Below are 17,387 nucleotides of genomic sequence, written 5' to 3'. Positions count from 1 at the left end.
CAAGCGCCATGAAGTCGTTGTCCAAAGCCCCATGCTTCCTGGAATAATCTATCCACATCGTGCATTCCTGTGCTGTTAGGGCTGTAAAAACTCACCGTCAACCGTTATGAAATCATTGTCCCAGCCTGCGCCATCAGGGCAGCAGGTGCTCACCGCGCCAGAGATCGGCCAACTGCTCACGCTCGCGGATCAGGTGCGCCTCGGCACCATCCACCAGCACTTCGGCTGCCCGCGGACGGGTGTTGTAGTTGGATGACATGGTAAAGCCGTAGGCTCCGGCCGAACGCACCGCCAGCAGGGAACCCTCGGCAATGGCCAGGGTGCGCTCCTTGCCGAGGAAGTCGCCGGTCTCGCACACCGGGCCCACCACGTCATAGAGCGCGGGAGCATGACCGGCACGGCTATCCACCTCGATGATGTTCATCCAGGCGCCGTAGAGAGAGGGGCGCAGCATGTCGTTCATACCGGCATCGATCAGCGCGAAGTTGCGGGTTTCGCCCGGTTTCAGGTACTCGACCCGGGTCAACAGCACGCCGGCATTGGCGACGATGGCGCGGCCCGGCTCGAACAGCAGGGTCAGATCCCGGCCCGCCAGCTTCTGCTTGAGCGCTTCGGCATATTCGGTGGGATGGGGTGGCTGCTCGGAACCATAGTTGACCCCCAGACCGCCCCCCACATCCAGATGATGGATATGAATCCCTTCTGCAGCCAGACCGTCGATCAGCCGCAGCAGCTTGTCAGCCGCTTCCATAAAGGGATTCAATTCAGTGAGTTGCGAGCCGATATGGCAATCCACCCCGACGATCTCGATGTTCGCCATCGCGGCCGCCTTGCGATAGATGGCTGGCGCCAGCTCGATGGGAATGCCGAACTTGTTCTGCTTGAGGCCAGTGGAGATATAGGGGTGAGTACCGGCATCGATATCCGGATTGACCCGAACCGAGACGCGAGCCTTCTTGTCCATGCTGCCCGCCACCCGATTGAGGCGCTCCAGCTCGGCTTCCGACTCCAGATTGAAGCAGAGGATCTCTTTATCCAGCGCAAGGCGCATCTCGGCTTCGCTCTTGGCGACCCCGGAGAAGACCACTTTGCCCGGATCACCGCCCGCCGCCAGTACCCGCGACAGCTCGCCACCGGAGACGATGTCAAACCCCGAGCCCAGTCGGGCCAGCAGGTTGAGCAGCGCCAGGTTCGAGTTGGCCTTCACCGCATAGCAGATCAGATGGGGAATATCGCCAGCGGCCTTGTCGAAGGCGTGCCAGTGGCGCTCGAGGGTCGCACGGGAGTAGACGTAAAGCGGGGTACCGTACTGCTCGGCAAGCTGTTGCAGCGAGGTTTGCTCGGCCTGAAGCTGGCCGTCGGCGTCGTAGTTAAAGTGATCCAAGGGGGCGGTTCCTTCCTAGAATGGGTGCGGCATTAGTGCGGCGCGGCCTCGGTGGCAGCCTCGGAGGTCGCAGGCGGTACTGCTTGCGGTGTACTCTGGTTCTGTGGCTGCTCGGGGGGCGGCATATAGAGCGGCCCCTTCAGACCGCACGCGGCCAACCCGAGGGACAGAAGAGTGGCAAGCAGACACTTGGTGAACTGGGTGATCATAATGGTTCGCTGCGAAAAAATTTTTGGCCCTCTATAATCGCACTCACATTGTTAAAAGCAACAGGATAAACCGATGAAGGATCACGAGTATCACGCCCTGACCGACGCCTTTTTCCAATATGTGGAAGACACGCTCGACGAGGGGTATCCGGATATCGACTGCGAACGCAACGGCGGCGTATTGACCCTCTCTTTCGAGAACAAGACCAAGGTCATCATCAACAAGCAGGAGCCACTGCACCAGATTTGGGTCGCCACCCGCGAGAACGGCTTCCACTTCGAACTGCAGGGTGACACCTGGATCGACAACCGCTTCGGCCACGAACTCAAGGCGCTGCTGAGCCAATCCTGCACCGCCCAGGCGGGCGAAGAGGTGGTGTTCCCATGATCGACCTGCACCCGCAGGGCGCCCGTCACGCGGTGATCTGGTTGCATGGGCTGGGTGATTCCGGCGCCGGTCTCGCCCCGCTGGTGGACGCGCTGGATCTGCCCGCCGAGCTACCGGTGCGTCACCTGCTGCCGGATGCCCCCGAGCGCCCCATCACTATCAACATGGGCTACAAGATGCGCGGCTGGTACGACATAAAGAGCTTCGAGGATCCCGCCGAGCGGGCCGTGGAGTCCCATGTCCGTGAATCAGCCGACCAGATTGTCGCATTGCTCGATCAGCTGGTGGCCGACGGGTTTGCCCCCGAGCATATCGTGCTGGCAGGTTTCTCTCAGGGCGGGGTGATTGCCTCCTTCACCGCGCTGCGCTATCAGGCACAGCTGGCGGGCTTGCTCTGCATGTCCACCTATCTGGCTGCCCCAGACAAGCTGCTCGGCGAGATGAGCGAGGCTGCTCGCACTCTGCCCATCTGCTATATGCACGGCATCTATGACGATGTGGTGAGCCTGTCGCTCGGTTGGGATGCCAAGAACCGGCTGGAAAGCGCCGGACTCATCCCCAAGTGGCACGAGTACCCGATGCGTCACGAGATCTGCCGCCCGCAGCTGGGCGACATTCGCAGCTGGCTGCTGGCACGCCTCGGCGCGTGAGCCCTTCCGGCAAAGCAAACGGCCTGCATCTGCAGGCCGTTTTTTATGGCGATTCCAACTGACGGGTCAGCCCACTTCCCGAGTGGGCGGGACCTGTTCGCGCAGAGTGCCCTGACTGCGATAGGGGATCACATCCAGCTCGCCATTCACTTGTACTATCTCGTAGTACTGCGGCAGGTTGAAGTTGATGAACTGCCCATCATCGCTGAACCGCTCGTGATTGGAGGTGTAGAAGCGGTTGACCCCCGCCACCAGCTCATCCTTGTTGCCGGCAAAGTGCTGGTAGATCTCCACCCGGTTCGCCTCATCGAGGATATAGATGTTGGTGCCCGCATCCCGGGTATCGAAGAAGAACTGCACCAAGCCTTCGCTGGCATAGGCATCGACGATACTCGGCAGATGCTGGCTGTGGGTCTTGTCGAGCCGCAGCGGCAGGTGATCCAGCTTGTTGTGGGAGATGTGACGGTAAAAATCGATGGCGTTTTCCAGCTTCTTCACCGACACCCCGCGCCGCTCGAAGAAGATCCCGTACTTCTCGCGGCCAAGGGCCATGGTCTTGACCAGCTGCTGTTTGTCACGGGCCAGGCGCAGGTCGATACATTCCGCCACCAGGGTCTGGAAGCGGGAACGCACCAGAGAGCGGAAGTGCTGGCTGTAGCAGAACACCTCGATCATCTCGGGGGCGGCGGCATCCTGATGCATCTTGCCGAGGATGGTGGTGAGGGCATCGACCACCGCTTCATCCCCCTGGAAGTGCAGGGTACGGATCTCGCTCCAGGAGTTGCGATAGACCAGATCCACCGAACCGACCAGACACTCCTGATTGCGACCGAACGAGAAGACATCCACGGTATTGGCGTCAAATTCGATCACCTGACCGACCCAGTGGCTGGTCGGGTCCATCTCCAGATTGAGGAAGATGGAGAGCTGGCGAATTTCGCACGGTCGGCTGAGCGCCAGGTTGGTGGCCAGCGGGTACTTCTCGGGGAAGCAGCCGGAGAGATCGCGGCAGAACTGGTGCAGATTGTCGATGTGCAGATCCGAACCCTGATTGAACAGGTGCACCCGCGACTGGGGCGTCAACAGATCGTTGAAGTAGGCCCAGGAGACCAGCTTGCTGATGTAACCGTTGAACTCCAGCGGCGCGCGGCCAATGATGTCCACCGGCTCCAGCGAATGTTTGTAGAGATACCAGCCGGCGCGATTTAGGCGACCGTGCGGCACCTGCACGAAGCTGAGGTCCGGCTCGCTGAGATCCGGCGCAATCTTGAGGTTGATGCGCTGCACCTTGCCCGGCAGGCTCTCGAACGCGGCGTAGAGTTTGCGCGACAGAATGCCGATATCTTCCGGGTTGATCGACTCGCTGATGTTGTTGCGGCGGGCGAACTGGATCAGGTTGCGGTAGCTCTGCATCAGGGCTTCCAGCAGCTCGGCGTGAGCGATCTTCACCTCTTCGATCTTCCACTCGTGGCGATGATCGAGTTGATAGAGTTTGTCCTGACTCCAGCCCCAGTAGGAGACCAGCTGGCTCATCTGCTCGCGGCGCCACTCGGGGGAGTGATCATCCTTGGGATGACTGAGACCGTCGCACACCTTGAGGTAGAAGCAGCGGCGTACCAGATCGAGCCGCGCCATGTCGCCGATGGACTTGAGGTAGTTGGTCACCTTGTCCAGCATCAGACAGTAGTTGTCGAGCCGGTAGTGCATCCCCTCGTTGTGCTGGAACCAGTCGCGACCAATCATCGACAGCAGGCGGGTATTGGGATACTCGTGCGAGTAGGCTTCCATCAGCACCGACTTGAGCACCGCCTTGTAGGGGGAGTCGATCCCCTTGTAGAGCTGCCACAGGGCGGAGCCGAAATACTCTTCGGCCGGAATACGGTCAAAACTGCCTAGATCGAGCCAGTCGTCCTGCTTGAGCTTGCCGCTCTCGAACAGCTCGTTCACATACTCATCGTAGTGATCATCACACTCGGTGGGCACCAGATACCAGATCAAGCGTTTGCCTGCGATACGCATGGCACTGCGGTAGAACTCGTCGAGCAACAGCAGGTGCTGGGCACTGCCGCAGCTCTCCCCCTGCATCTGGGCATCGTTGGTCTGGCGGAACTTGTCTTCCGGGATCAGGAAGAAGTTGAGATCGACCCCGCGCTGTTCGGCCCACTTGGAGAGTTGTTGGCATTTCAGCTCCAGCAGATCGAGCCGCTCCTGCGACAAACCGGCCACGTGGCAGACCCAGATATCAAGATCGGAGTGACAGCACTGGCCGATGGAGGAGGTGCTGCCCATGGAGTAGAGCCCCTGAATGGCTCGATCATGGGTGGCAAGACCACTCTGGCAGTTGGCGTTGCGACAGAGGTCATCGATAAAGGCTTGCTGCTCGGCGGTGGCGCTGAAGCTCCAGATGCCATGAGGGACATCACCGGAGACATAACCGGGCAGCAGGGGATGATTGAAGTGCAGCATGACAGGCAGCAGTTGGAATACCTGCTGCCCATAGCGACTCATGAGGCCTAACGCCCGTTGCGTCTTGAGACGGGTAATGTCGTCATAACGCGCAACCAGCGTATCGATGTGTTCCTGCAATGCCCTGCCTATCACCTAAGTGAAAATGACGCACCAAAAGGGGGATACGTCAAAAAAGTGTGATCATGTTAACAATGCAAACAGCGGTGGTAAACAAGCCTTCAGCTAAACGCCAGATTATTTCTGGTATGACCACATCAAGTATCAGGGGAAATCATTAAATTCCAATACATTCAATGAATTAATCAACACTACTTGCTTAATGAAAATCATTTTCAGCATGCATTTTTGAGCTTGGCCCCGCTTTTGCCGGCTCCGCCATGAAAGCCCGGGCAAAGGGTGGTAATATCGATTTCCTTCTAAAAATGAAACAACTGATTGATATGGCAGCCCGAACCCTGAAAATTGCCACTCGCAAGAGCCCGCTGGCCCTGTGGCAGGCCAACTTTGTCAAAGACCGGCTCGAAGCCCTGCACCCGCAGTTGCAGGTCGAACTGGTGCCCATGAGCACTCAGGGTGACAAGATCCTCGATACCCCGCTGGCCAAAGTGGGCGGCAAGGGATTGTTCGTCAAGGAGCTGGAGACCGCCATGCTGGAAGGACGGGCCGATATCGCCGTTCACTCCATGAAAGATGTGCCGGTGGAGTTCCCCGAGGGGCTCGGCCTGCACACCATCTGCGAGCGGGAAGATCCCCGCGACGCCTTCGTCTCCAATCGTTTCAAGGCCATTGCCGAACTGCCGCAAGGGGCCGTGGTCGGCACCTCCAGCCTGCGCCGCCAGTGCCAGCTGCGCGCCGCCCGCCCGGATCTGGTGATCCGCGACCTGCGTGGCAACGTCAACACCCGCCTCGCCAAGCTGGATGCCGGTGAGTACGACGCCATCATCCTCGCCGCCGCCGGTCTGAAACGACTGGAGATGGCGCACCGCATCACCGCCTTTATCGAGCCGGAGCAGAGTCTGCCCGCCAACGGTCAGGGGGCTGTCGGCATCGAATGCCGCCTCGACGACGTTGAGCTGCACGCTCTGCTGGCGCCGCTGGAGCACGCCGAGACCCGCGCCCGGGTGCTGACCGAGCGCGCCATGAATCGCGCCCTGCAAGGGGGATGTCAGGTGCCTATCGGAGCCTACGCACTGGTCGAAGGCGAGCAGATCTGGCTGCGCGGTCTGGTGGGTAGCCCGGATGGCACCCAGGTGATCCGCGACGAGATCCGCGGTCCGCTGGCCGATGGTGAGGCCCTCGGCGAACAGCTGGCCCAGCGCCTGCTGGCCGCCGGTGCCGACGAGATCCTGGCCGAGGTCTACCGCGCATGACCCCGCTGGTGGTGCGTCCGGCCGCCCAGGCCGCCGAGCTGGTGCAGTTGCTGCGCCAGCACGGCCATGCACCACTCTGCAGCCCGCTGCTGGAAACCGTGGCGGGCAGTGAACTCCCCCGCTTGCCCGACCTGTTGCACAGCGCCGATATCGTTATCGCGGTCAGCATCCATGCCGTTCATTTTGCACACGATTTTCTGTTGCAAACTGGTCAGACCTGGCCACATATTGAGTACTTTGCGGTCGGTCAGGCCAGCGCCGATGCGTTTGCCGCCATCGGCATCACGGCAAGCTGCCCGGATGACCCGCGCAGCGAGGGTCTGCTGGCCCTGCCCACCCTGCAGCAGATAGCAGGCAAACGGGTACTGATCCTGCGCGGCAATGGCGGGCGGGATCTCATCGCCAGCACGCTGGCCTCACGCGGTGCTCTGGTGCACTATTGTGCGGCCTATGAGCGCCACTACCCCGAGCTAGACGGGGACACATTAACCCGCCACTGGCAGGCAGCGGGGCTGGACAGCCTGCTCATTACCAGTGGTGAACTGTTGCAACGGCTGCTGGAGCTGGTTCCCACCAGCCAGCAGCCCTGGCTTTTTGACCGCCTGCTGGTGGTCCCCAGCCCGCGCGTGGCCGAGATGGCCAGTGCTGCGGGCTTTATCCATATCACGATTGCCCAAGGTGCATCCAACCAGGCCCTGACGGCCGCACTGGAACTGAGGAAGATGGAATGACAGAACAACAAGAATCCCAGGTCAAACCCCAGCCGACCGCTGTGGTCAATGGCAGCAAGAGCCGCTCCGGTGCCGTACTGGGAGGGGTCGCCATCCTGCTGGCCCTTGGCCTGACCGGCGGTCTCTATCTGCACGGTCACAAGAATGCCGTGGCCCAGCAGGCTGAACTGGCCCAGCTCAAGCAGCAGCTGGCCAGCGCCCTGAGCAAGATCGACCAGACCAGCAGCAAGGATGCCGAGCAGCTGGCCGCGCTGGATCAAACCCAGCAGCGCTTGCAGGGGGAGATGCAGGGTCTGCAGAACCGGGTACTGGATCTCAACGATAAACGCCCCAACGACTGGATGCTGGCCGAATCCGAGTATCTGGTTCGGATGGCGGGTCGCAAACTGTGGCTGGAGCATGACCTCGTCTCCGCCATCACATTGCTCGGCAATGCCGACGAGCGGATCGCCGCCCTCAACGACCCCAGCCTGATGCCGATCCGCAAGGCGCTGGCCGAGGATATCGCCAAGCTCAAGGGGATGCCGCGCATCGACCGCGAGGGACTGACCCTCAAGCTGGCGGCACTGTCCGACCAGATCGAGCTGCTGCCCCTCTCCACCGTCAGCATGCCGGAAGCCAAGGCCGAGCCGGATCAAGCGGTCAGCGCCAATCCCGACGAGTGGGAGAGCAACCTGAAGAAGAACTGGGTCAAGTTCACCGAGAACTTCGTCACCATCCGTCGCCGCGATGGCGCGGTCGAGGCGCTGCTCTCGCCGCAGCAGGAGATCTTCCTGCGTGAAAACCTCAAAACCAAGCTGTTGCAGGCCCAGCTCTCCGTCTATCGCGAGCAGCAGGCGCTCTACGAAGACAGCCTGGACAAGGCCCAGCGCTGGCTGACCCAATATTTCGACACCGACAACAGCGCCACCCGCTACATGCAGGGCGAGATCGACAAGCTCAAGGGTGAGCAGATCCAGATCGACTATCCGGCCCAGTTCAAGACCCAGGCGATGCTGGAGCAGGTGCTGACCGAACGCCTGCAACGCATTCTGGCCAGCAGCTGAGGAGGGCACCATGATCCGTATAATCATTCTGGTTGCCGTGATGGTCGCAGGGCTGATCTTTGGCCCGCAAGCCTCCGGTAACAAGGGCTATGTGCTGATTGCCCTTGGCAATTACACCATCGAATCCTCCGTCACCAGCGCGGTGATCCTGGCCGTGCTGTTCTACGGAGCCCTGCTGATCGTCGAATGGCTGCTGGGTCGGGTATTCGGCCTGCGCCGCAAGACCCTCGGCTGGTACGGCTCGCGCCGCCGCCGCAAGGCCAATCAACAGACCGTCGCCGCCACCCTGGCGATGGCCGAAGGGCACTACAGTCAGGCTGAAAAACTGATGATCAAGGGGGCCAGCAACAGCGATACCCCGCTGCTCAACTACCTGAGCGCCGCCAAGGCGGCACAGGCCCGTGGTGACGACGCCCGCCGGGATCAATACCTGCAAAAAGCGCAGGAAGAGAATCCCAAAGCCGAGCTGGCGCTCACCCTGACCCAGACCCAGTTGCAGATCGAGCAGGGCCAGTACGATACCGCGCTGGCGATGCTGGAGTCGGTCTACGCCCTCAACCCGCGCCACCCCATGGTGCTGGATCAGCTGCGCCAGGTGCATCTGGCCCGTCAGGACTGGAGCGCTCTGTGCGACCTTATCCCCAGCCTGCACAAGGTGGGCAAGCTGACCCCGAAACAGGAAGAAGATCTGCTGCAACAGGCCTGGTGTGGTCGTCTGCAACAGGCTGCCAGCAGCCTCGAGACCCTCAAGGCGGTATGGCAGGATCTGCCGCGCAAGCTGCGCCTTGAGCCAGAACTACTGGCCTGCTACGGCGATCTGCTGCGCCAGCTGGGTGCCGACGGCGAGGCCGCCACCCTGTGGCAGGAAGCGCTGCGCAAACAGCCGATGCCCCAGTTGCTGGCTCGCCTGCCCAAGCTGAAACTCGACAGCTACCAGCCGCTGCTGACGCTGCTGCAAAAACAGCAGGGGCAACCGGAGGTGGACACCGCACTGGCCCAGCTCTATCTGCTGGCCGGTCAGCTGGACGATGCCCAGAAGCTGCTGGAGCAGGAGGTGGAGCGGGCGCCGAGCGCCGCCGCCTATCACGCTCTCGGCCAGCTGATGGACAAACGCCGCCTCACCAACAAGGCCAACGAGTACTATCGTCAGGCACTGGAACTGGCGGGAGTCTGATCCCCGGCAAACAGAAACGCGAGAGGCCGCATGATGCGGCCTCTTTTTTTATCTCTTCGCCCTGCCCTCGTCAGGTGGTGAGCCGCTCCAGCTCGCCGATCAGCCAGATAGCCTCGGCACGGTGGCTGCCGCACACATCCATCATGGGGCGAAAACCGCCGCACACCGCCGGCCGCTCCGGTTGACCGAAGATCTTGCAGCCAAGGGCGCTATCGAGCTGGATACAGGGGACGCCAGCCGGTTTGCCATCTGGCATACCGGGAATGGCACTGCTGATACTGGGGGCGATGCAACAGGCAGCGCAGCCGCTACGACACTCCATAGACTCCACTCCTTTGGGATGGTCTGAGCCACCATAGCCGAAGCGGCGGCACAAACGTAGCTGGCGCACAAGAAAAAGCCCGACCGCACGGGCGATCAGGCTTCAGACAACACAGCCGGTTCAGCGAGCCATCATCACAGGATGATATCGCGCACCACGCTGTCTTTGCGCTCAAGGTAATGGATCGACTTGATACGACGAATGGTGCGGGATTTACCACGGATCAACAGAGTCTCGGTGGTCGCCATCACGCCATCGCTGGTGATGCCGTCCAGCAGATCACCCTTGGTAATGCCGGTAGCGGAGAAGATGACGTTGTCATTCTTCGCCATGTCTTCCAGCTTGAGCACCTTGTTCACATCGATGCCCAGCGCTTCGCAGCGGGCAATTTCCTGCTCGCCCAGCGCACGCACTTCCGGGCTGTCGCCCTTGACGCGGTGACGCGGCACCAGACGGGCCTGCATGTCGCCATCCAGCGCGCGGATCACCGCCGCGGAGATCACCCCTTCCGGTGCGCCGCCGATGCCATACAGCATGTCGACTTCGCTGTCCGGCAGACAGGTGAGGATGGAGGCGGCAACGTCACCATCAGGAATGGCGAACACCCGCACGCCCAGACCCTGCATCTCCTTGATTGCCTTGTCATGACGCGGCTTGGCCAGGGTAATGACGGTCAGACGGGAGAGCGGCTTGCCCAGCGCCTTGGCCACGGCCTTGAGGTTCAGCTCGAGAGCCTGATCCAGGTCGATGGCGCCTTTGGCCTTGGGCCCGACGATCAGCTTTTCCATGTACATGTCAGGCGCTTTCAGGAAAGAACCCTTGTCGCCCACCGCCAGCACGGCCAGCGCGTTGGCCTGACCCATGGCAGTCATGCGGGTACCCTCGATGGGATCGACCGCGATATCCACCGCGTCGCCGTGTCCGGTACCGACCTTCTCGCCGATATAGAGCATCGGCGCTTCATCAATTTCACCTTCGCCGATCACAATCTCACCATCGATCTCGATCTGGTTGAGAATGTGGCGCATGGCCGCTACGGCCGCCCCATCAGCGATATTCTTGTCACCACGTCCGAGCCACTTGTAGCCAGCCAGTGCAGCCGCTTCCGTCACTCGGGAAAACTCGATTGCCAGTTCACGTCTCATCGCATATCCAACCTATGGAGCTCGAAAACGGGCGGCATTCTACCACAAGGGCAAACCTTTGCGCACAAAAGTAGCCGCTGCGAGCAAGAATGTAGCCAATTCATCCAATTGCAACCCAATTGCCATCGACTCTTCATCCAACTGTCACCCCGCTGTCATCCCCGCTGCCTAGCATGACCCCGTTTTCAAAACAAAAGCTTGCAACACCACAAGGGATTAAGATGAAAAAGCTGACTGTAGTGGCACTGGCTCTCACCGCAGCCTTCCAGGCTCAAGCCGTTGAAGTGTACAAAAATGACACCTCCATGCTGGATCTCTATGGCCGTATCTACGCTGGCCAATTCTTCGGCGACAAGAAAGAAAACGTCGATACTGCCAATCCGAATGGCACCAAGGATTACAGCGCCAAGCAAGGGGCAAACCAGTTTGTCCGTTTCGGTGCCAAGGCCGAGACCCAGATCCAGAGCGGTCTGAAGGCGCTGGCCCAGTACGAAGTGCAGATGTACATCAACGACAGCGAAAAGACCCTGGGTAAAGATGGAAGCACAGACAACCTGCGCACCCGTCTGGCCTTTGCTGGTGTCGGCGCTGACTGGGGTACCGTGACTTTCGGTCGCCAGAAAGGGGCCCCGGGCTTCCTGGCCGACTGGACTGATGTCTCCCTCTCCGACGGCTACGGCAACGAAGCGCTGGGCGCCAAGACCGACACCTTCGCCACCAACCGCGCTGGTTCCGTGTTGAAGTATTCCGGCCTGTTCAATGGCTTCCAGTTTGATGCCAGCTACAAATTTGATGGCGGCCAAGAAGAAGACAAGAGCAGCAACAAGACCTCCGCAGCTGACCCAGCCTATGGTGCAGCCGTGGCTTACACCTTCCCGTTCAACCTGTCACTGGGTACCGCCTACAACGTTGGCCAACGTCAGGAAAAGAATACCGAAGACGCCAAACTGTGGCTGATCTCTGCCAAGTTCGACAACAAGGCGGCCTATGCGGCTCTGAGCTATGCCGATGGCTCTGACTTTGTCCAAAGTGGCACCGACCATACCGGCTGGGAAGCCGCGCTGGGCTACAACTTCGAGAACGGCTTCGGTCTGATGGCCCTGTGGAACAAACAGGAGCAGGAAATCACTGGCGGCAAGAAAACCGATGCCATTGACTACTACACCCTGGGTGCCCAGTACAAATTCAACAAGAACCTGCGGGTGATTGGCGAGTACCGCATCAACAATCTGGACAGCGTTGCCGGCAAAGCGACTGCCAACAAGGATGACTTCCAGCTGGCTGCCCGCTACGACTTCTAATCGAGGTTTTGCGGATCCCCAAAGCGCGATGGCTTGCCATCGCGCTTTTTGCTGGGCGTCGTTCACGACCGGATAAAGTAGCCTAGGCTCAACAGTAGATGTATCGCCGGAGAGATGATCATGGTCAGGCTGCCTTTCGTCCTGCTGTTGCTGCTGGCTCTTCCCGCTCACGCCCTCTCTATCGCCATGGTGCTGTGGCGCGGTGAAACCGCAGCCGAAGCGGGCTTTCGGGCAGAGCTGACCCGTCTTGGCTATCAGGCCACCATCACCACCTATAACGCCGATCAGGATCGTACGGCGCTGGCAACCATGCTGCGCCAGCAGATGCTGCCGAAACTGGCCGAATACGACTACATCTACACTTTTGGCACCACCGCCACCACCATGACCAAGAGTCTGGTGGCCAACCGCAAGCCACTGATCTTCAACGTGGTATCCGATCCGGTCGGGGCAGACATCCTCTCGGAAGACAAAGCCCAGAACAGCATGGTGGCCGGGGTGAGCAACATGGTGCCGATGGCACTGCAACTGGCCAACGCCAGCGAGCATCTGGCCACCGGAAAACGGCTGCTGCTACCCTTCAACCCCCGAGAGCAGAACACCCTGCTGGTGGCCGATATGCTGCTCAATGAAGCGAAACGCTATCAGTGGCAGATGGTCACCTGGCGAATGGCCCCTGACCCACGGCGGCTGGACAACGAACTGAAGCGGCTGCAACAGGATGCCAAAAACGACATCGTCTTTCTGGCCGCAGACAGCTATCTGCTCTCCATCGCCCCCCGTTTGCTGAATGCACTCAACGAAGCGGCCATCCCTACCATCTGCAGTGCCGAGCTGTTCGTCGAACACGGCTGCAGCGTTGGCACCATCAGCAGCTACGAGGCACTGGGCAAGATGGCCGCCGGGATCATCCATCGCCACCAGCAGGGAACCGAGCTGCAAGATATTCCGCTGCAGACCGACCCCCATCCCAAACTGGTGTTGGGGAAACTGGGTAACGCCACCACGCAGGAGGCGAGCCCCGAAAAGCCGAAGCCTTGATAAAGATCTCGGCCAATCAGGCTCCGGGCGGGTATGCTGTTGACCCCCATCGCCCGAGAGCCCTTTCCCATGAGCACCACCGTCTTTTTTGCCGTTCTGCTGGCAGCCCTGCTTCACGCCAGCTGGAATGCGCTGGTCAAAATTGGCGAAGAGCGGCTGGTGGGCGTGTCACTGGTGGCGATCTTCTCAGGGCTTATCGCCGCCGTGGCGCTGCTGCCCATGGGGCTTCCCTCTGCTGCTGAGCTGCCCTGGCTCGGCCTCTCAGTCCTGCTCCATATCGGTTACTGCCTGTTTCTCAGCCATGCCTACAATCAGGGCGATTTTGGCCAGATCTATCCGCTGGCCCGTGGCAGTGCCCCGCTGCTCGCCATGGCGTTAAGTGCCCTGCTGCTGGGGGACTACCCCGGTTACGGCGGCATCATCGGCGCCTGCGTGCTGATCATGGGGGTCTTGCTGATGGCCTGGCGAGGTGGGCAGCAGCGCCTTGCCAGCAAAGCGGTTCGGGCAGCACTGATCACGGCCATGTTCACGGCGACCTATACCCTCTCGGATGGAGCCGGCGCCCGCGCAGGGGGCGAACCGGTACGCTACACCCTCTGGCTCTTTGCCAGTACCGGGCTGGCGATGCTGCTGGTGCTGATCGTCCACCAGAAACGCAACGCATGGCGCCAGATCCGTCGCCATGCGATGGCGGGAATGGCAGGAGGTGCCATGTCACTGCTCGCCTACGGAATTGTTATCTGGGCCATGACCCAAGCCCCCATTGGCGTGGTTGCGGCTCTGCGCGAAAGCAGTGTGCTGTTTGCCATGCTGCTCTCGGTCTGGCTGCTGAAAGAGCCGCTCGGGCGCATGCGGCTGACGGCGGCGGCCATTATCACTGGCGGCGTGCTGCTGACCCGGCTGGGAGGATAAGCGCTGTCGCCATTGGTGCGTATTTATCAGGCAGGATGGCGTAATTCACTCCGCCAAATATGCCGAATACCAATAATGGAAATAAGTGTCGGCCCGGGCGTAAATGTTTACATCCGCAACGTATCAACTAACTGGCAGGTCTGTTTATTTCAACCACAGCTTCATTCGGGAAACTTACCTGCCCAGCAGCATTAATGATAAAATCGTTCACAGTTAATTTTCGGCAACGCTGACCAATACCGCGCATGGCACAGACCGTGCCGCTCCGCCCATACATTAATTGACCGCCTGACGGGTAAGCCAGCCCGGTCAGAGATGACCTGATCGCGCCCGCCACAGCAGGATGGCATGGCGCTACTGCGTTATTAATGGGTCCAGTTTCGTCTGTTTAATTTTTGATTATTTTAAATCCAGCACCATCAGGGAGTTTTTAATATGTCAGCAAAAAAGCTGAAGTTGGGCGCCTTTATATTGATGATATTAACATCGGTATTTGGCGTCACTAATATCGGGATCGGTTTTTACCGAATGGGATATGCCGCCATTCCGATGTTCGTCATTGGCGGTCTGTTTTTCTTCATCCCGTTCATTTTGATGATGATCGAATTCGGCACCGGCTTTCGTAAAGAGGCGGGCGGCATCTTTACCTGGATGCGCCACTCGGTCTCGACCCGATTCGCCTTTATCGGTCTGACCATGTGGTTCGCTTCCTACGTCATCTGGATGTTTGGCAAGGCGCTCTCCATGTGGGTGCCCCTCTCCTTCATGCTGTTTGGCCGCGACATCACCGTCATCCCGGTCACCCTGGGCACCGGCATCGACTTCGGCCCCTTTATTCTGGGAGTTGTCGCCATCGCGCTGGTTGCCACCGTCACCAAGCTCATCACCCTGGGTAGCGCCCGCTTCGCCAAAGTGGCGGCCATCGGCGGTCTCTCCGTGGTGGCACTCAACGTGTTGCTGCTGGTTGGCGGCGTCCTGACCTTCGCCGTGAGCGGCATGACCCTGCAGGAGCCCTTCACCGAGGCATCGCTGACCTCTTCTCCCAATGCCGCCTTCAACGACATCATCCCCTTCCTCGGCTTCATGGTATTCGCCATCTTCGCCTACGGCGGTGTCGAAGCGATGGCCGGTGTGGCTGACGAGCTGGAAGATCCCGAGCGCGACCTCAAGCGCGGCATCTTCCTCTCCGGCGCCTTCATCGTGCTCTGCTACATCATCGGCTTTCTGGCGGTCGGATCCATCATGCGCTGGAGCGACTTCCCGGCCGAGGGGATCACCTCTCTCTCTGCCCTCTTCATCATCATGCTGGAGCTGGGGCGCCATCTCGGTGGCGAGTGGCTGGGACAGGTATTCATGCGCTTTGCTGGCCTTGGCATGTTCCTGAGCTATCTGGGTGCCTTTATCGCCCTCTCCTACGCGCCACTGCGCCAGTTCATCACCGGCACCCCGAGTTACTTCTGGCCGGAGCGTTTCCAGCGCGAGAACGAGAATGGCGTGCGCATTGAAGCCCTCAAGGTGCAAGCCTGGGTGGTCTGTCTGTTCATTGCCGCCAAGTCCATCTTTACCCTGATCAACCCGGAAGGGGCCGCCGCCCTCTATGAGCTGATCATCACCATGACCAACGTCGGCATGACCCTGCCCTACATGTTCCTCATCTACGCCTGGTATCGCTATCGCAACAACCCGGCGCTGGGCAAGGACCTGATCTTCTTCAAGAGCACCGGCTCGGTACTGCTGGCCACCATCATCAGCCTGATCCTGGTCGCCTTCGGCAACGTCTTTACCGTGGTGGCCCCCTTTATCTCCGGCGATATCTCCACCGGCGTCTGGACCATCATTGGCCCGCTGCTGTTCGTGGTGATCGCCATGCGCTTCAAGATCAAGCAGGAAGATGCCCACTAAACGATAAGCAATGCTCCATGCCTATCGGGACCGTTTTGGTCCCGATTTTTTTAGCGCCGGCTTCCGCTCGCCATCACGGCCAGTCCATAGTTTCAATGTAAAAAAGACTCCATAGAGACCTCTTTTACGCTCTCCTCGCCGTCAGAGCGCGCTCAACGCCGTAAATTATCAATATCAAGGTGAGAATGATTGTGAAGCGCCAGTTCACGACATATAACTTAGCGAGATATCCCTGTATTTCGTCCGGTAGAGCTGATCATGATGATGCGTTCCCTTCTTCCCCTGTTGCTTGGCGCAGTAATGCTGCCGGCCACTATGGACAGTGCCCATGCCAACCCCTTTGCCGCCAGCAGCAAGAGCAGCCGCGGCTTTCTCGAGCGACGGGATGTGCCTAACCTCAGCTCGGCTGCCTTCGTGGTGGCCAACCACAGAACCGGCGAGGTGATCTCCGAGCGCAACGGCAACCGGGTAATGCCCATCGCCTCACTCACCAAGCTGATGACGGCGCTGGTGGTGCTGGATGCCAACCTGCGCCTGAATGAAATGCTCACCGTGACCAATGCCGACATCGACCGCATCAAGGGAACCGGCTCGCGCCTGGCCATAGGTTCCAGACTCAGCCGCGCCGAAATGCTCCATATCGCCCTGATGTCCTCTGAAAACCGCGCCGCATCGGCGCTGGCCCGCCACTATCCCGGCGGCCAGCGCGCCTTCGTCGAGGCGATGAATGCCAAGGCCCGCATGCTGGGGATGTGGAATACCCGCTACGCCGACAGTACCGGGCTCAACCCGCGCAATGTCTCCACCGCACAGGATCTAGCCAAACTCGCCGCCGCAGCGGCCTCCTATCCGCTGATCCGCCAGTACTCCACCGACGAGCAGAGCTATGTACGCACCAACAAGCGTCAGCTGCACTACCTCAACTCCAACCGGCTGATCCGCGAAGGGCAATGGGAGTTCACCCTCTCCAAGACCGGCTATATCCGCGAAGCGGGCCGCTGTCTGGTGCTGGGCACCAAGGTCAATCGTGAGCCGGTGATCATGGTGCTGCTCAATGCCGAAACCACCAACGATCGGGTCGCCGATGCCAAGCGGATCAAAACCTGGCTGGAGAGCTCGGGCAGAACCACCCTGGCCGCCAACCAGAGCAGCATGCTGACTCACCAGTAAGCTCGAGATCCCCGACCAAGCGAGGCACCTGCCTCGCTTTTTTTATCTGCATGAGCGCACCCAAAAAATGGGATCCAGTTCCCGCTACAGGTAACACCTTCCGCCATCCCGTTACAAAACGTAACTACTCAACAGCGTGATTCACACTAATAGAATCAATTGGTTGTAAGTTT

The 17,387-nt window shown here is 59.9% G+C and carries 16 protein-coding genes; 11 read left to right on the top strand and 5 right to left on the bottom strand.

Going from position 1 to position 17,387, the window contains the following annotated elements; all coding sequences use genetic code 11:
* Positions 1-133: 133 nt before the first annotated feature.
* Complete coding sequence (lysA, locus tag AB5Y97_RS02225) at positions 134-1,384, bottom strand: diaminopimelate decarboxylase (RefSeq protein WP_201947176.1); 1,251 nt, start codon at positions 1,382-1,384, stop codon at positions 134-136.
* 32 nt (positions 1,385-1,416) lie between these two features.
* On the bottom strand, positions 1,417-1,593 hold the full coding sequence (locus AB5Y97_RS02220; RefSeq protein WP_201947173.1) for a lipoprotein: 177 nt from the start codon (positions 1,591-1,593) through the stop codon (positions 1,417-1,419).
* Positions 1,594-1,666: 73 nt separating this feature from the next.
* Between AB5Y97_RS02220 and cyaY the strand changes: the two genes are divergently transcribed.
* Positions 1,667-1,981 carry an iron donor protein CyaY gene (gene cyaY, locus AB5Y97_RS02215; RefSeq protein WP_069554181.1) on the top strand — a complete coding sequence of 105 codons (315 nt, stop codon included), beginning with the start codon at positions 1,667-1,669 and terminating at the stop codon, positions 1,979-1,981.
* Positions 1,978-2,631 carry an alpha/beta hydrolase gene (locus AB5Y97_RS02210; protein ID WP_201947171.1) on the top strand — a complete coding sequence of 218 codons (654 nt, stop codon included), beginning with the start codon at positions 1,978-1,980 and terminating at the stop codon, positions 2,629-2,631. The genes cyaY and AB5Y97_RS02210 overlap by 4 nt, the downstream gene beginning before the upstream one ends.
* Positions 2,632-2,697: 66 nt before the next feature.
* Here AB5Y97_RS02210 and AB5Y97_RS02205 read toward each other — a convergent pair whose 3' ends face one another.
* Positions 2,698-5,217: a class I adenylate cyclase gene (locus AB5Y97_RS02205; RefSeq protein ID WP_120416090.1), complete on the bottom strand. Its 2,520-nt coding sequence runs from the start codon at positions 5,215-5,217 to the stop codon at positions 2,698-2,700.
* 323 nt (positions 5,218-5,540) lie between these two features.
* Here AB5Y97_RS02205 and hemC point away from each other — a divergent pair, with 323 nt between their 5' ends.
* The 4 genes from hemC to AB5Y97_RS02185 are packed head-to-tail and all read left to right on the top strand — an operon-like array spanning position 5,541 to position 9,421.
* Positions 5,541-6,470 (top strand): hydroxymethylbilane synthase, encoded by a 930-nt coding sequence (hemC, locus tag AB5Y97_RS02200; protein WP_139435215.1) that lies wholly within the window; start codon positions 5,541-5,543, stop codon positions 6,468-6,470.
* The gene (locus AB5Y97_RS02195) at positions 6,467-7,201 is read left to right on the top strand and encodes a uroporphyrinogen-III synthase (protein WP_201947170.1); all 735 of its coding nucleotides are present in this window, start codon (positions 6,467-6,469) and stop codon (positions 7,199-7,201) included. The genes hemC and AB5Y97_RS02195 overlap by 4 nt, the downstream gene beginning before the upstream one ends.
* Positions 7,198-8,247 carry a uroporphyrinogen-III C-methyltransferase gene (locus AB5Y97_RS02190; protein WP_005356708.1) on the top strand — a complete coding sequence of 350 codons (1,050 nt, stop codon included), beginning with the start codon at positions 7,198-7,200 and terminating at the stop codon, positions 8,245-8,247. Before AB5Y97_RS02195 ends, AB5Y97_RS02190 begins: the two co-directional genes overlap by 4 nt.
* A gap of 10 nt (positions 8,248-8,257) precedes the next feature.
* Positions 8,258-9,421 (top strand): heme biosynthesis HemY N-terminal domain-containing protein, encoded by a 1,164-nt coding sequence (locus AB5Y97_RS02185; RefSeq protein WP_113740243.1) that lies wholly within the window; start codon positions 8,258-8,260, stop codon positions 9,419-9,421.
* 70 nt (positions 9,422-9,491) lie between these two features.
* On the opposite strand, the gene AB5Y97_RS02180 is transcribed toward AB5Y97_RS02185, so the two are convergent.
* Together AB5Y97_RS02180 and glpX are read right to left on the bottom strand one after the other, a co-directional pair.
* On the bottom strand, positions 9,492-9,743 hold the full coding sequence (locus tag AB5Y97_RS02180) for a YkgJ family cysteine cluster protein (RefSeq protein WP_005336384.1): 252 nt from the start codon (positions 9,741-9,743) through the stop codon (positions 9,492-9,494).
* A 134-nt stretch (positions 9,744-9,877) separates the two neighbouring features.
* Positions 9,878-10,888 (bottom strand): class II fructose-bisphosphatase, encoded by a 1,011-nt coding sequence (gene glpX, locus AB5Y97_RS02175; protein ID WP_040068786.1) that lies wholly within the window; start codon positions 10,886-10,888, stop codon positions 9,878-9,880.
* Positions 10,889-11,109: 221 nt separating this feature from the next.
* Between glpX and AB5Y97_RS02170 the strand changes: the two genes are divergently transcribed.
* The 5 genes from AB5Y97_RS02170 (at position 11,110) to pbpG (ending at position 17,214) form a co-directional block, all read left to right on the top strand.
* On the top strand, positions 11,110-12,189 hold the full coding sequence (locus AB5Y97_RS02170; protein WP_201943752.1) for a porin: 1,080 nt from the start codon (positions 11,110-11,112) through the stop codon (positions 12,187-12,189).
* 120 nt (positions 12,190-12,309) lie between these two features.
* On the top strand, positions 12,310-13,230 hold the full coding sequence (locus AB5Y97_RS02165; RefSeq protein WP_081394769.1) for an ABC transporter substrate-binding protein: 921 nt from the start codon (positions 12,310-12,312) through the stop codon (positions 13,228-13,230).
* Positions 13,231-13,263: 33 nt separating this feature from the next.
* Complete coding sequence (locus AB5Y97_RS02160; protein WP_201947168.1) at positions 13,264-14,142, top strand: DMT family transporter; 879 nt, start codon at positions 13,264-13,266, stop codon at positions 14,140-14,142.
* A gap of 435 nt (positions 14,143-14,577) precedes the next feature.
* A complete protein-coding gene (yjeM, locus tag AB5Y97_RS02155) occupies positions 14,578-16,044 on the top strand; it encodes a glutamate/gamma-aminobutyrate family transporter YjeM (RefSeq protein ID WP_368157207.1) in 1,467 nt (488 codons plus the stop codon).
* A gap of 258 nt (positions 16,045-16,302) precedes the next feature.
* Positions 16,303-17,214 carry a D-alanyl-D-alanine endopeptidase gene (gene pbpG, locus AB5Y97_RS02150; protein ID WP_201947164.1) on the top strand — a complete coding sequence of 304 codons (912 nt, stop codon included), beginning with the start codon at positions 16,303-16,305 and terminating at the stop codon, positions 17,212-17,214.
* Positions 17,215-17,387 lie beyond the last annotated feature (173 nt).

Origin of the sequence: Aeromonas sp. R10-2 (assembly GCF_040908445.1) — a bacterium.
Classification (GTDB): Bacteria; Pseudomonadota; Gammaproteobacteria; order Enterobacterales; family Aeromonadaceae; genus Aeromonas; species Aeromonas veronii.
The sequence above is the reverse complement of the archived record's forward strand: the minus strand, read 5'-3'. Positions and strand labels throughout refer to the sequence as shown.